Origin of the sequence: Micromonospora salmantinae, from assembly GCF_022230905.1 — a bacterium.
GTDB lineage: Bacteria > Actinomycetota > Actinomycetes > Mycobacteriales > Micromonosporaceae > Micromonospora > Micromonospora salmantinae.
On sequence record NZ_JAKKFG010000044.1, the window covers coordinates 152039 to 164617 of the forward strand.

Sequence of the window (12579 nt, forward strand, 5' to 3'; positions counted from 1 at the left end):
GATGACCGCTACCGCCCAGACTCCACTGGTGCCTGACCTGGCCGCCCTGCAACAGCGGGCAGCGCAACGCGCCGCCGAGCGGGCCGGCGGGCAGGACCGCCTACGCGGGCACATCGTCTGCGACGGCCTGGTGCGCATCTTCAAGACCGAGGGGGTGGAGGTGGTCGCCCTGCAGGGGCTCGACCTGGTCATCGACCGGGGTGAGCTGGTGGCGATCGTCGGTGCCTCCGGTTCGGGCAAGTCGACCCTGCTCAACATCCTCTCCGGCCTGGACACCCCGACCGCCGGGATCGCCCGGGTGGCCGACTACGACCTGCTCTCGCTCTCCGCGAAGCGACGGCTGAGCTACCGCCGGCAGTTGGTCGGGTTCGTCTGGCAGCAGACCGGCCGCAACCTGCTGCCGTACCTCAGCGCGCTGGAGAACGTCGAGCTGCCGATGCAGTTGGCCGGCAAGCGCAGCGGCAAGGCCCGCCGGGAGCGGGCCCGGGAACTGCTCGACCTGGTCGGTGTGGGCTACTGCGCAGACCGGCGCCCGGGGCAGCTCAGCGGCGGCGAACAGCAACGGGTCGCGGTGGCGGTGGCGGTGGCCAACGACCCGGAGGTGCTCTTCGCCGACGAGCCGACCGGTGAGCTGGACGAGGCGACCGGCGCGGAGGTCTTCGCGGCGCTGCGCACCATCAACGCGGAACTGGGCGTGACCATCGTGGTCGTCACCCACGACCACGCCGTGGCCACACAGGTCCGCCGGACCGTCGCGATCCGCGACGGCCGGACCGCCTCCGAGGTACGCCGGACCGCGCGGATCGACGCGGACGGCAACACCGAACTGGTCAGCGAGGAGTACGCGGTGCTGGACCGCAACGGTCGGATGCAGCTGCCCGCCGCGTTCGTCGACGCGCTCTCGCTGAAGGAGCGGGTCCGGCTCGACCTGGAGCCGGACCATGTGCAGGTACGGCCCGGCAACCGGGCCTCGGACGAGCGGGGGGCGCGGGCATGAGCCGGCAGAACATGGTGGTGACCGGCGCGGCCGGCTTCGGCGGTGCACCCTCGGTGCACCCCGACGAGGTGGTCCGGGTCAGTGGGGTCAGCCGGACCTTCGGTCGTGGTGAGCACGCCGTGCACGCCGTGCGGGACGTGTCGTTCACTGCCAACCGGGGCGAGTTGGTCGCCATCCGAGGTCGGTCCGGGGCCGGCAAGACCACTCTGCTGAACCTGATCGGCGGGCTGGACCGGCCGGACACCGGCCAGGTGGTGGTGGCCGGGCACGAGGTCACCTCGGCCGGGGAGGCGGAGCTGCTGCGGCTGCGCCGGGGCACCGTCGGGTTCGTGTTCCAGACCTTCGGGCTGGTGCCGATCCTCTCCGCCGCCGAGAACGTGGGCGTGCCGTTGCGGCTGGCGCAGGTGCCGGCCGCGCAGCGGGAGGAGCGCGTGGCGGTGCTGCTGGAACTGGTCGGCCTGGGCGGGCACGCCGCGCAGCGCCCGTACGAGCTTTCCGGTGGCCAGCAGCAGCGGGTCGCGGTGGCCCGTGCGTTGGCCAACGAGCCGGACCTGCTCATCGCCGACGAACCAACCGGTCAGCTCGACTCGGAGACCGGCCGATCCATCATGGACCTGCTGCGCGCGGTGGTGCACGCCCGCGGCATGACGGCCCTGGTGGCCACGCACGACCCGGCCCTGATCGACCTCGCCGACCGGGTGCTCGTCCTGCGCGACGGCCGCCTGGTCGACGGCTGACCCCGCCGGAGGGCGGGCTGTCGACGGTGCCCCGCGACGGCCGGAGCCTACAACTGTGACGTAGGGCGCCGGCTCCCTTCGGGACGCTGGGCGGCCGATGGCGGTCCGCGCTCGCTTTGGAGCTGATGTCGTGAACGAATCGCCGGACGGGTGACTCGTCTGCGACATCAGCTCCAAAGCGTCCGTCCAGCAGTAGCGGAGGCCGCCCGAGACGTCAGCGCCGCTGGTCAGAGTGCGAGCTTCATGCCCTCGTGGCTGGCCGTGAAGCCAAGGCCCAGGTAGAAGCGGTGCGCGTCCTCGCGGGTCTTGTCGGTGGTGAGCTGCACCAGCGCGCAGCCACGCTGGCGAGCCTGGTCGATGACCCAGGTCATCAGCTCCCGGCCCAGCCCCTGACCACGCTGGTCGGAGCGGACCCGGACCGACTCGATCAGGGACCGTTCGGCGCCGTGCCGACCGAGGCCGGGGATGTAGGTGATCTGCAGGCAGCCGACCATCACGCCATCCTGCTCGGCCACGATGAGCTGGTTGCGCGGATCGGCGCTGATGTCCGCGAACGCCCTCTCGTAGGCCTCGTCGACCTCGGTGAAGTCGCGGGCCTTGCCCAGGACGTCGTCGGCGAGCAGGGCGATGACGGCGGGCAGGTCAGCCCGGACCGCCTCCCGGTAGGTCACGTCGCTCATGCCGGTGATCCTGGCACAGCGAAACCGGCGAATGGGCCTGTGCCGGTTGCGGGCAGCGGGCAGCATGGGGCGGCATGGAGCTAGTGCTACTGCCATTCCGCTGGGTGTACCAGGCGTTGGTGTGGTTCGCCAACTCGCCCCGCACGCTGATCACCTCGTACCTGTTGATGATCGTGGTCGCCGGGGTCATCTACGGGGAGGTCGAGCAGCGCAGCCCGGCCGACGCCGTCTGGTGGGCTGTGGTGACCGCCTCCACCGTCGGATACGGCGACATCTCGCCGACCACCTGGGCGGGCCGCACACTGGCCGCGCTGCTCATCTCGACAATGGTGCTGCTGGTCATCCCGCTGATCACCGCGCACTTCGCGAGCCGGCTCATCGTCGACGACAACGCCTTCGAGCATGAGGAGCAGGAGCAGCTCAAGGCCGACGTGCGCCGGATGCGGGCGCTGCTGGAGGAGTTGGCCGCCCGGCAGGGGATCGATCTGCCCCCACTGCCGCCGACCCAGCCGGTCAGCGGGCCGGGCAGCGCTGCCCCTCCGGTGGCACCGTCAGGTCGATCAGGTACGCGTCGACGGCGTTGGTGATGCAGGACGTCTGTGGGTAGGCGGTGTGTCCCTCGCCCTCCCAGGTGAGCACCCGACCGACACCCAGCATCGAGGCGAGCCGCGGGGTCTGCTCGTACGGTGTCGCCGGGTCGCCGGTGGTGCCTACCACCACGATCGGCGGTGCGCCGTTCGCCTTCCCGGTCGGGTACGGGTCACGCCCGCCCGGCCATTCGACGCAGCTCAGCATGCCGACCGCCAACGCCGGCCCGAACAGCGGGTATTTTCCGCGCCACTCGGACTGCAACCGTCGGATCTGCTCCCGGCTCGGCTTCTCCGTCTCGTCGGCGCAGTTGATGGCCAGGTTGGCGTCGAACAGGTTCGAGTAGTGGCCGTCGTCCTCCCGGCCGGCGTACGCGTCGGCGAGTCGGAACACGTCCTTCGGGTCGCCCTCGGCAAGCTTGTCGATCGCCTGGGCCAGCTCCTGCCAGCCGGATTCGGTGTAGAGCGAGGAGATGACGGCGTAGAACACCCAGCCGGCGGTGGCCTCCCGCCCGTCGTCGCCGCGTACCGGGGAGACCTTGGCCTTGTCGATGGCCGAGGTGACTGCGGCGCGGGCGTCCGGGGCGATCGGGCAGCGGCCGGCGTTCGCCGCGCACCAGCGGGTGAAGTTGGTGAAGGCCCGTTCGAAGCCGCGGGCCTGGCTCTCCGAGCCCTCGACCAGCCGCTGCTGCGGGTCGACAGCGCCGTCGAGCACCAGCGCCCGCACCCGCTGGGGGTAGAGCTGGGCGTACGTGGCGCCGAGCAGGGTGCCGTACGAGTAGCCCAGGTAGGTGAGCTTGTCGTCGCCCACGGCGGCGCGTACCGCGTCCATGTCGCGGGCGGCCTGCTCGGTGCCGTACAGCGGCAACTGGTCGCCGTAGCGGTCGCCGCAGCCGCGCCCGATCCGCTGGCTCAGGCCGACGAAGCCGTCGAATGCCGACTGGCTCGTCGGGTCCGGGTCGAAACCGAAGCTGGCGTCCAGGTCGGCGTCGGAGATGCACTTGACCGGGCTGGACCGGGAGACCCCGCGCGGGTCGAAGCCGACGATGTCGAAGCGCTCGGTGATCGAGGCGGGCAGCCCGCCGAACTGGGAGCCGAAGGAGAGGTAGACGGCGGTGTCGACACCGGAACCGCCCGGACCGCCCGGGTTGATCACCAAGGAGCCCACCCGGTCGCGCTGCTTGGTGGACCGGGCGCGCAGCAGGGCGATCTCGAAGGTCTGCCCGGCGCCCGGGCCGGCGCTCGCCCCGCCGCCGGTGCCCCAGTCACGGGGCACCGCGATCCGGGTGCACTCGTAGCGCATGTTCGGTGCGCTCCGCCCGACCAACTCGTCGGGCACCTCCGGGCAGGGCCGCCAGTTCGGTGAGCTGCCGGTCGGGGCGGCCGCGCCCTCCACCTCGGTGCGCGGCGCGAACGCCGGCAGCGTGCAACCGGCGGTGAGCAGCGCGGCGACGACGAAGGCGGCCAGAGTGCGACGGACCCGGCGGCTGGACGCCATCCGAGGCTGGTCGGCGGTGCGGGTCACGTGGTCCTCCGGAATCGGGTCGACGGCCAGGCTACGCCGAGCCGGTGGCGGCTCGGTCCACGGTGGCCGCCGGGTCGCCGCGCAACACCTGGTCCACGTCGAAGCGGATCGGCCGGTCGAGCTGGTCGTAGCGGCAGGATCGGGGGTCGCGGTCCGGGCGCCACCGAACGAACTGCGCGGTGTGCCGGAACCGCTCGCCCTCCATGGCGTCGTAGCCCACCTCGACCACCAACTCGGGGCGCACCGGCTCCCACTCCAGGTTCTTCGTGCCGGTCCACCGGCTGACCCCACCGGGGATGCGTTGGCCACGCTCGTGGTCGCCGTGCACCCACGGATGCTCGCCGCCGGTGTCCCGATAGGGCGCCAACTCGTCGAGCAACTCGGCGCGGCGGGTCATGCTGAACGACGCGCTCACGCCGACGTGGTGCAGGACCCCGGCGTCGTCGTACAGGCCGAGCAGCAGCGAGCCCACCACCGGGCCGGACTTGTGCCAGCGGAAGCCGGCCACCACCGCGTCCGCGGTGCGGGCATGCTTGACCTTGAACATCAGTCGCTTGCCCGGCTCGTACGGCAGGTCGGCCGGCTTGACGATCAAACCGTCCAGCCCGGCGCCCTCGAAGACGTCGAACCAGCGCCGCGCGGTGTCCGGGTCGGTGGTGACCTGGGTGACGTGCACCGGCGGGCGCACCCCGGCCAGCGCCTCGACCAGCCGCTCCCGGCGGCGCGGGTAGGGCTGGTCGAGCAGGGCCTCGTCACCGATCGCCAGCAGATCGAACGCGACGAAGTCGGCCGGGGTGGTCTCGGCCAGCATCTTCACCCGGGACGCGGCCGGGTGGACGCGCTGGGCCAGCAGCTCGAAATCCAGCCGGGGCTGGCCGCTCGGCCCGTCGCGTCGAATCACGATCAACTCCCCGTCGACAGCGCAGCGCTCCGGCAACTGCCGGCGGGCCTGCTCGACCACCTCGGGGAAGTAGCGGGTCATCGACTTGCCGCCCCGGCTGGCCAACTCGACCTCGTCGCCGTCGCGGAACACGATGCACCGGAACCCGTCCCACTTGGGCTCGTAGGTCACCCCGGGCGTGGTGGGCAGCTTGGGAACGCTCTTGGCCAGCATCGGCTCGACCGGAGGGTTGATCGGCAGGTCCACGCCGACCAGTCAATCAGACGGTGCCGACAGTCGTGAGGCAGATCACCGTGGATGGCGGGGCGGCGTGTCCCCCTCCGCGTCGCTCGTCCCCACCGGGCGAATCGAACAACCCCAGGTCAGCGCTACTTTCGCGAGGTGTCCGAGTGGGTCTGTGACTGCTGCGGGCGGTGGCGGGTGAGCGTCGAGCTGATCCGGGGCCGCTACCGCTTCCGGCTGACCCGCCGCTACCCGGAGCGGTTCGGCGGCGGCCGGAACGTGCTCGGCGAGGTCGGCTCGGTGCCCGAGCTGGAGGAGCTGTTGCGTCGGCGTACCCCGCTCACCCTGGCCGACCTGCGCGAGGCCGCCTGATCGGCGCGGGCGGCGTCGTGCGGCCGGGAACTACCGGGTGTCGGGCCCGGGTGCCTCCACTGAGGAGAGACGGACGGCGCTGAACGCCGGTGTCACAATGCTCCCGGCGGCCTCGTCTGCACCCGTGGCGGTGCCGAGCGGCGCCGCGGGGGAGGGGACACCATGCGGTTCGAGGCCGATACCGAGATCGCCGCGGATGCCGAGCAGGTCTGGGCGGTGCTTGTCGATGTGCCCCGCTGGCCCGAGTGGACGGACTCGGCGACCCGGGCCGAGCGGGGGGAGCCGGGGCCGCTGACCGTCGGCGCTACCGCACGACTGACCCAGCCGAAGCTGCGGCCGGCGGTCTGGCGGGTCACCGAGCTGACCGAGCGGCGGGAGTTCGTCTGGGTCTCCGACGCGCCGGGTGTGCGGACCACCGCAGAGCACCGGCTGCTGCCGCTGCCCGACGGGCGTACCCGCGTCGAGTTGGCCTTCAGCCAGTCCGGCCCGCTGGCCGGCCTGATCGGCTGGCTGTACGGCGGACGGTTCCGCCGCTATGTGCGGATGGAGGCCGACGGGCTCAGGCGTCGCTGCGAGCGGGGCTGACCGCGCCGGTCGTACCCTGACCCGTGTCCGGTCGAGGTCGAGGGGGCAACGGTGGCCGAGCTGACGTACCCGGAGGTGGGGTCGACCCGGCAGGGGCCGCTGCCCGGCGGGTACCACCACCTGCGCCACCGGTATCCGTTGCCCGGCGGCTGCTTCGAGACCGCCGCCGACGCGGTGCTGAGCTGGCGGCTGCACCGCGCCGCCGGCGTCCGGATCCGCACCGACGCGCCGAGAGCCACCGCCGGTGTGCTGGTGACCTCCGGCCTCGGTGTCGGCCCGGCCCGCGTCTGGGGGCCGTGCCAGGTGGTCTGGAGTGCGGACTCGCCCACGCTCGCCGGTTTCGGCTACGGCACCCTGCCCGGGCACCCGGAGCGGGGCGAGGAGGCGTTCGAGGTCGTCCGTGACGACAGCGGCGCGGTCTGGTTCGAGGTCCGCGCGTTCAGCCTGCCGGACCGCTGGTTCACCCGCGTCGGAGGCCCGGCGGTCCGGGCCGTGCAGCACACGTACGCCTGGTGGCTCGGCCGCACCCTGCGTCGGCTCTGTGCGGGTCGCTGAACACCTGGCGCCGGAGCGACTCAGAACCGGGCGAACGAGCGGATCGGGGCGCGCGGGCCGTACTTCGGTGCCCGGATGCCGGCCGCCTCCAGCAGCAGACACACCCGGCCCCGGTGGCCTCGGAACGGCTCCAGCAGGGCCATCATCCGGCCGTCGTCGCCCCTCGGTTCGCCGGCGAGCGCCCAGGCCACGGTGTTCGGGATGTGGTAGTCGCCCACGCTGACCGCGTCCGGGTCGCCGTACGCGATCCGGACCACCTCGGCGGCCGTCCACGGCCCGATGCCGGGGATCGCGGTCAGCCGGCGGGTGGCGTCGGCGGCGTCGGTGCTGCGCTCCAGGCGGTCGGCGAGCGCCGCGGCGCGACGGAGCGTGTCGGCTCGGCGCTGCTCGACCCCGAACGGGTGGAACACCCAGTACGGGGCTGCGGCGACGGTGGCTGCCTCGGGCGGCAGGAGCAGCGGCTGTAACGGGCCGGGAGCCGGCTCCCGGAAGTGCCGCACCATCGCCGAGTACGCCCGGTAGGCCTCCTTGCCGGTGACCTTCTGCTCGAAGACCGCGCGCAGCAGTCGGGGGAAGACCTCCCCGGTGGCGGGCATCCGGAGGCCCCGGTGCTCCCGGGCCAGCCGGGCGACCAGCGGGTGCGCCGCGGCCAGTTCGGTGAAGCCGGTCAGGTCGTCGCGCAGCCCGGCGATCGCGTCGGCGCGGGCGAGGACGTGCTCCGCGCCGGGGCCGTACCCCTCCGCGAGCAACTCGCCGCCAGTCGGTCGCAGCGCGAGCGTGGCCGGACCGTCCGGGGTGCGGGTGGCCCACCAGAAGGTGCCGGCCGCCACCCGGGCGCACGGATCGTACGGGCTGAAGGTGAGCGCGCGGACCGAGGCGGACAGCCGGTAGCCGACCGGCGGGTGCAGCACCCTGGTCGCGGCGGGTTCGGTAGCGGTCACCCCGCCACTCTGCCAGGTCACCGTGGGGGCTGGCGACCGCCGTACCGGTCCGGCCTGGGAACCCACCCCGGACACGACGGTGGCCGGTCGCGCCCTCCCCGGCGACGACCGACCACCGTGCCCTCGTGGGCGACCAGGCTCAGTACGAGTAGCCCGCGCCGCCGGCGTCGTTCGAGCCGCTGTCCGCCGGCGGTGCGACCGCCTTCGGCGTACCCTTGGGCAGGCAGCTCAGGTTCTTCTTGCCGTCCGGCTGGACCACGAACCAGGTGCCACCGACGGCCTGGCCCTTCCACTGGCCGGGCTTCTTGTCACCGATGTAGCGGTAGACCGGCCAGCCAGCGATGGTGAGCTGACGGGTGCCGTCCTGCCGGGTCACGCTGCCGACCTTGTCGTCCGAGACGCCGGTGAGCTCCGGGTTGCCGTCGGTCAGTGCCGGGGGCCACACCTCGGCGCACTTGTCGACGCAGTTCGACGACGGCGGGTCGGCGGTGTCCTTGTCGAACCGGTACAGGATCCAGCCGTCCTGGTCGGTGACCACCTTGCCCATCCGGGCGACACTCTTACCGACCAACTTCTCCGTCAGGTCGACGTCCGCGGGCGGGGCGTCGGCGGCGGGCGCCTCCGCGGAAGCCGATGCCTCAGGTTCAACCGTCGCGGTGGGCTCGGCCGCGGCGACGGCGACCGGCTCGGCCGCGCTCGAGTTCGCCCCGTCGTAACCCGCGGGAGCGCAGGCCGTTAGTGCGACCATCGCGCTCGCGACGATGACGGTCCGCTTCATCTGTGCCACGTGCCCTCCTCATTCTTGACAGTTCACCCATAGGTACGGCGGGCAGGCTGTCAAGGTTGAAGTAGTAACAGTGGTCAATTTCACGTAAACCGATTGAACCGTTTCCGGCCGCCATGCGTACGCCCCCGCGAGGGATCCTGCGCCCAACGACAGATCGGCGCCGGTCATTGTCACAATGACCGGCGCCGATGCGGTAGGCACTCTTACATGGGTACGGTGACCAGCGGACTCGCCACGCCGTTGGCATCCACCGACTGCACCTGGAGCTGCTTGATGTCCTTCGGTAGAGCCGACGTCGAGGCGCTCAGCTCAAGACCCTGCGGCCGGGTGTTGGTGCCATAGCCGCCCTCCGGCACCGACCAGGTCGAGATGACCTCGGTGGTGGCGTTCTTGCGTACCACCACCAGTCGGCAGATACGTGGGCCGGGCAGCTTCCGCAGGCTGAAATTGATCCGGGTGCCATAGTCCTTGGTCACCAGGAACATGGTGGTCTGCACACCGGTGGTCGGGTCGGTCGCCTCGACCTGGTCGCCCTCCACCTCGGTGCCGCCCACACCCGGGCCGCTCGGCGCGGCCGTCGGCACGCTCGTCGGCGGGTCGTTCGGCGCGCTCGGCGTCGACTCGGCAAGCACCCCCGGCGCTTGCCCGTTGCCGGTCACGCTGACGAAGCCGTACCCGGTCAGACCGCCGAAGATCACCACCGCGGCGGCCGTCGCGAGCATGTGACGAAACCGGGTACGCCGCCGGTCGGCCCGGACCGCGCCGAGCGTCCGGTCCAGCAGGGCCGGGTCGGTCGCCGTCTGCTCCAGCGCCATCATCGTCTCGCCGTCGATGTCGGACAGCAGCCCGACCACCGGCACCATCGTCTCCAACTCGGCCGCGCACGCCCAGCAGGTGGCGAGATGCTCCTCGAACCGCTCAGTGTCCTGCTCGTCGAGCACACCGAGCGCGTACGCCGCGACGTCCATGTGGTCCGGCCGGCTCATTCTGTCACCCCCCGCTCCTGCAGAGCCGTGCGCAGCGCGCGCAGCGCGTAGTAGACCCTCGACTTGGCGGTGCCGAGCGGCAGGCCCAACTCCTCGGCGGCCTCCGGCACCGTCCGCCCCCGGAAGTACGTCGAGATCAGAATCTCCCGGTGCGACTGACTGAGCGTCCGCAGCGCGTCCGCCACCGTCATGGTCCGCAGCACCCGGTCGGTGCTGTCCGCCTCGGCGAACGCGGTGAGGTCCCGGTCGTACGTCTCCGGCGGCCGGGCCTCCTGGCTGCGGTGCTCGTCGATGGCGATGCGGCGGGCCACAGTGACCAGCCACGGCCGCAGCGAACCCTGCCCCTGGGTGCCCAGACGGTGCGCGTTGCGCCAGGCCCGCAGCAGCGTCTCCTGGACGATGTCCTCCGCGCGCTGCCGGTCCCCCCCGGTGAGGCGCATGACGAACATCAGCAACGGGCCGGCGTGCTCGGCATAGAGCTGACGGATCAACTGGTCGGAGTGGCTGGCCTCGGTCGTCGTCGCCTGATGGCGCCCGGGCGCCGGTCGCGGCGTCACCGGACCATTCTGGCGAGGCGTCGCCCGCGCGTCGACCCCCCGGGCAGACGAGGTTGACCGTGACGAGGGTCGCGCCGACAACCAGTCAGCGCGTACCGCGTCGCCATGCCAACCGGCCGCCACCGCGTGCATGCAGACCTCCGGGATGTCCGTGACCAACGCCGGCCCACGAGGTGGGCCGCCCGGTGGTACGCAGCGCCGACCCCAGCGGATCAACGAACGACGAAAAAACTTCCCCGCCGCTGTCGAGTGGACGGTCAGCGGCGAACCGAGAACAGCCCCGGCGGTGGCGGATCGGAGCCGGTCGCGTCGGCGTCCCGCACCACCTGCGCGCCACCGACGAAACGGTCCAGGTCGTCGCCGGCCACCACCCGGCCGGGGAACCAGTCGCCGGCAGCGCGTCTGGTCAGCTCCGGCACCGGTGGTGTGGACCGCCCGGCGACCAGCACCAGATTGCCGTACCGGCGCCCCCGCAGCACCGCCGCGTCCCCGACCAGACAGGCCTGCGGCAGCACCGAACGGACAGTGGCTACCTGCCCACGGGCGTGCCGCAGCGGCGGACCGTCGGCCAGGTTCGCCAGGTACCAACCGCCGGGGCGAAGCACCCGGGCCACCTCGGCCGCGTACTCCACCGACGTGAGGTGGGCCGGCGTACGCGCACCGGCGAACACGTCGGCGACTACCACGTCGTAGCTGGCCTCCCGGGTGGACGCCAGCACCGCCCGGGCGTCCTCCACCCGTACCCGCAAACGGGCGTCGGACGGCCACGGCAGCGCCCGTCGAACCAGTTCCACCAGCGCACCGTCCACCTCGGACACCCGCTGGGTAGACAGGGGTCGGGTGGCGGAGACGTACCGGGGCAGGGTCAGCGCGCCGCCACCCAGATGCAGCACCCGCAGCGGCGCACCGGCCGGTGCGATCAGATCCACGGCGGCGGCCAACCGTCGCACGTACTCGAACTCGAGGTGAGTGGGGTCATTCAGGTCGACGTGCGACTGCGGCGCGCCGTCCAGCAGCAGCGTCCACGAGCCGGCCCGGTCCGGATCCGGCACCAACTCCGCCAGCCCGGTGTCCACCTGCTCGACCACCCGGTCACCCGCCCGTTTACGCCCCACCGGAACCAGTATCCGCGCTCATCGGGCGGCGCGGGCCGCGGCGGTCAACGCACGGTGCAGCAGCCGGGAGTCGCCGAGCAGGGCCCGCAGTCGGCGCTCCAGGCCGGCGATCGGGATCAGGTTCTGCGGGGCCCGCGGATCCTTGTACGGGGTGGAAGCGAAGCGGGGCAGGGTCACCAGGGACAGGTCGGCCAGCTCGATCGCCGCCTCGACGGGCAGGTCGGCGGAGCACTCCACCCGAACGACGCCCGCCCACGGCGCGCCGATCGCCACCGGAAGCCGCAAATACCACGACCAACCACCCCAGGCGGTGCCGAGCCGGAACACCGGGGACCGCTCACCCGACGCCATACCCGTCACCACAGCGGTCAGCCGGGCATCCAGGTACTGACTGTGCTGCGTCTTGATGTAGCCCAGGGTGCGCGGCAACTGCCGACGACTGCGCAGCGGGCCGTCCACCACCAACAGGTCACCGTCGACCCGGGCGGCGTCGGACACCGCCACCTCCAACGCGGTCAGCGGGCCCTGCACGGCGGCCGGCAACTTCGCCAGCTCACCGGTGCCACCCACCCGGTGCACCGGGTAACGGATCGCTCCCGCCACCACGTCCTGCGCCGACGGGCTCGCCGTGAACAGGCCCCGACCGACCCGGGTGCCCGCCAACTGCGCCGCACCCCGCCCCAGGTCACACCGGACGACCCCGGCCGCGTACGAGGCGGCCAATCCGGGGAACGACAGGCCGTCGGTCTCCGCCGTCCAGATGCTCGCGTCGATGCGGCGAACCCCGTCGACAAGCAACACCACGTCGGGCGCCCGCACCCCGGGGCGTACCCCGATCGCCCGCCAGTCCACGGCGGGCACCTCCACGTCCGCGTCGACCTGCGCGCTGCTCGGCGCGGCCGGCCCGGCGGCGGACGCCTCGAACGACGCCCCGTACGCCGGATCCCACGAATCCACGAAGAACGCGGCGTCACTCACCGGCCGGACCGTCCCATCCGCGCTGCACCCCTCGCGCTCACCGGGCTGGCCCTT

General features: G+C 72.4%; 15 protein-coding genes. 6 read left to right on the forward strand and 9 right to left on the reverse strand.

The annotated features are described in order from the left end of the window. Position 1: 1 nt before the first annotated feature. Both PSH03_RS28330 and PSH03_RS28335 read left to right on the forward strand, forming a co-directional pair. Positions 2-997: an ABC transporter ATP-binding protein gene (locus PSH03_RS28330; protein ID WP_210783117.1), complete on the forward strand. Its 996-nt coding sequence runs from the start codon at positions 2-4 to the stop codon at positions 995-997. An 11-nt stretch (positions 998-1008) separates the two neighbouring features. Next, complete coding sequence (locus tag PSH03_RS28335; protein ID WP_210783249.1) at positions 1009-1734, forward strand: ABC transporter ATP-binding protein; 726 nt, start codon at positions 1009-1011, stop codon at positions 1732-1734. 227 nt (positions 1735-1961) lie between these two features. Here the strand turns inward: PSH03_RS28335 and PSH03_RS28340 are convergent, their stop codons facing one another. After that, positions 1962-2414, reverse strand: coding sequence for a GNAT family N-acetyltransferase (locus PSH03_RS28340; protein ID WP_238690917.1), 453 nt, complete (start codon positions 2412-2414; stop codon positions 1962-1964). 74 nt (positions 2415-2488) lie between these two features. Between PSH03_RS28340 and PSH03_RS28345 the strand changes: the two genes are divergently transcribed. Continuing rightward, positions 2489-3001, forward strand: coding sequence for an ion channel (locus PSH03_RS28345; RefSeq protein WP_238690918.1), 513 nt, complete (start codon positions 2489-2491; stop codon positions 2999-3001). Here the strand turns inward: PSH03_RS28345 and PSH03_RS28350 are convergent. Together PSH03_RS28350 and PSH03_RS28355 are read right to left on the reverse strand one after the other, a co-directional pair. Further along, positions 2928-4499 carry an alpha/beta hydrolase gene (locus PSH03_RS28350; RefSeq protein WP_238690980.1) on the reverse strand — a complete coding sequence of 524 codons (1572 nt, stop codon included), beginning with the start codon at positions 4497-4499 and terminating at the stop codon, positions 2928-2930. The genes PSH03_RS28345 and PSH03_RS28350 overlap by 74 nt on opposite strands. 58 nt (positions 4500-4557) lie before the next feature. Then, positions 4558-5673, reverse strand: coding sequence for an ATP-dependent DNA ligase (locus PSH03_RS28355; RefSeq protein ID WP_238690919.1), 1116 nt, complete (start codon positions 5671-5673; stop codon positions 4558-4560). A gap of 135 nt (positions 5674-5808) precedes the next feature. Here PSH03_RS28355 and PSH03_RS28360 point away from each other — a divergent pair, with 135 nt between their 5' ends. From PSH03_RS28360 to PSH03_RS28370, 3 genes are all read left to right on the forward strand, one after another. After that, the gene (locus tag PSH03_RS28360) at positions 5809-6021 is read left to right on the forward strand and encodes a hypothetical protein (protein WP_124858806.1); all 213 of its coding nucleotides are present in this window, start codon (positions 5809-5811) and stop codon (positions 6019-6021) included. 162 nt (positions 6022-6183) lie between these two features. Then, positions 6184-6606, forward strand: coding sequence for an SRPBCC family protein (locus PSH03_RS28365; RefSeq protein ID WP_210783166.1), 423 nt, complete (start codon positions 6184-6186; stop codon positions 6604-6606). Positions 6607-6657: 51 nt separating this feature from the next. Next, the gene (locus tag PSH03_RS28370) at positions 6658-7161 is read left to right on the forward strand and encodes a DUF1990 domain-containing protein (RefSeq protein WP_238690920.1); all 504 of its coding nucleotides are present in this window, start codon (positions 6658-6660) and stop codon (positions 7159-7161) included. A 20-nt stretch (positions 7162-7181) separates the two neighbouring features. On the opposite strand, the gene PSH03_RS28375 is transcribed toward PSH03_RS28370, so the two are convergent. The 6 genes from PSH03_RS28375 to PSH03_RS28400 all read right to left on the reverse strand — a co-directional run bounded on the left by PSH03_RS28375 (position 7182) and on the right by PSH03_RS28400 (position 12525). After that, a complete protein-coding gene (locus tag PSH03_RS28375) occupies positions 7182-8102 on the reverse strand; it encodes a DNA-3-methyladenine glycosylase family protein (protein ID WP_238690921.1) in 921 nt (306 codons plus the stop codon). Positions 8103-8241: 139 nt separating this feature from the next. Continuing rightward, a complete protein-coding gene (locus tag PSH03_RS28380; protein ID WP_238690922.1) occupies positions 8242-8889 on the reverse strand; it encodes a hypothetical protein in 648 nt (215 codons plus the stop codon). A 203-nt stretch (positions 8890-9092) separates the two neighbouring features. Next, complete coding sequence (locus PSH03_RS28385; protein WP_238690923.1) at positions 9093-9875, reverse strand: anti-sigma factor family protein; 783 nt, start codon at positions 9873-9875, stop codon at positions 9093-9095. After that, a complete protein-coding gene (locus tag PSH03_RS28390) occupies positions 9872-10564 on the reverse strand; it encodes a sigma-70 family RNA polymerase sigma factor (RefSeq protein ID WP_091400696.1) in 693 nt (230 codons plus the stop codon). Before PSH03_RS28390 ends, PSH03_RS28385 begins: the two co-directional genes overlap by 4 nt. A 125-nt stretch (positions 10565-10689) precedes the next feature. Further along, positions 10690-11547, reverse strand: a complete 858-nt coding sequence (locus PSH03_RS28395) for a spermidine synthase (protein WP_210783176.1) — start codon at positions 11545-11547, stop codon at positions 10690-10692. A gap of 18 nt (positions 11548-11565) precedes the next feature. Next, positions 11566-12525, reverse strand: a complete 960-nt coding sequence (locus tag PSH03_RS28400) for a hypothetical protein (protein ID WP_238690924.1) — start codon at positions 12523-12525, stop codon at positions 11566-11568. Positions 12526-12579: the final 54 nt, after the last annotated feature.

Excerpts from the sequence above, each read along its gene's own strand:
- PSH03_RS28330 (WP_210783117.1), top strand. The coding sequence starts at position 2 with ATGACCGCTACCGCCCAGACTCCACTGGTGCCTGACCTGGCCGCCCTG.
- PSH03_RS28335 (WP_210783249.1), top strand. The coding sequence starts at position 1,009 with ATGGTGGTGACCGGCGCGGCCGGCTTCGGCGGTGCACCCTCGGTGCAC.
- PSH03_RS28340 (WP_238690917.1), bottom strand. The coding sequence starts at position 2,414 with ATGAGCGACGTGACCTACCGGGAGGCGGTCCGGGCTGACCTGCCCGCC.
- PSH03_RS28345 (WP_238690918.1), top strand. The coding sequence starts at position 2,489 with ATGGAGCTAGTGCTACTGCCATTCCGCTGGGTGTACCAGGCGTTGGTG.
- PSH03_RS28350 (WP_238690980.1), bottom strand. The coding sequence starts at position 4,499 with ATGGCGTCCAGCCGCCGGGTCCGTCGCACTCTGGCCGCCTTCGTCGTC.
- PSH03_RS28365 (WP_210783166.1), top strand. The coding sequence starts at position 6,184 with ATGCGGTTCGAGGCCGATACCGAGATCGCCGCGGATGCCGAGCAGGTC.
- PSH03_RS28385 (WP_238690923.1), bottom strand. The coding sequence starts at position 9,875 with ATGAGCCGGCCGGACCACATGGACGTCGCGGCGTACGCGCTCGGTGTG.
- PSH03_RS28390 (WP_091400696.1), bottom strand. The coding sequence starts at position 10,564 with ATGCACGCGGTGGCGGCCGGTTGGCATGGCGACGCGGTACGCGCTGAC.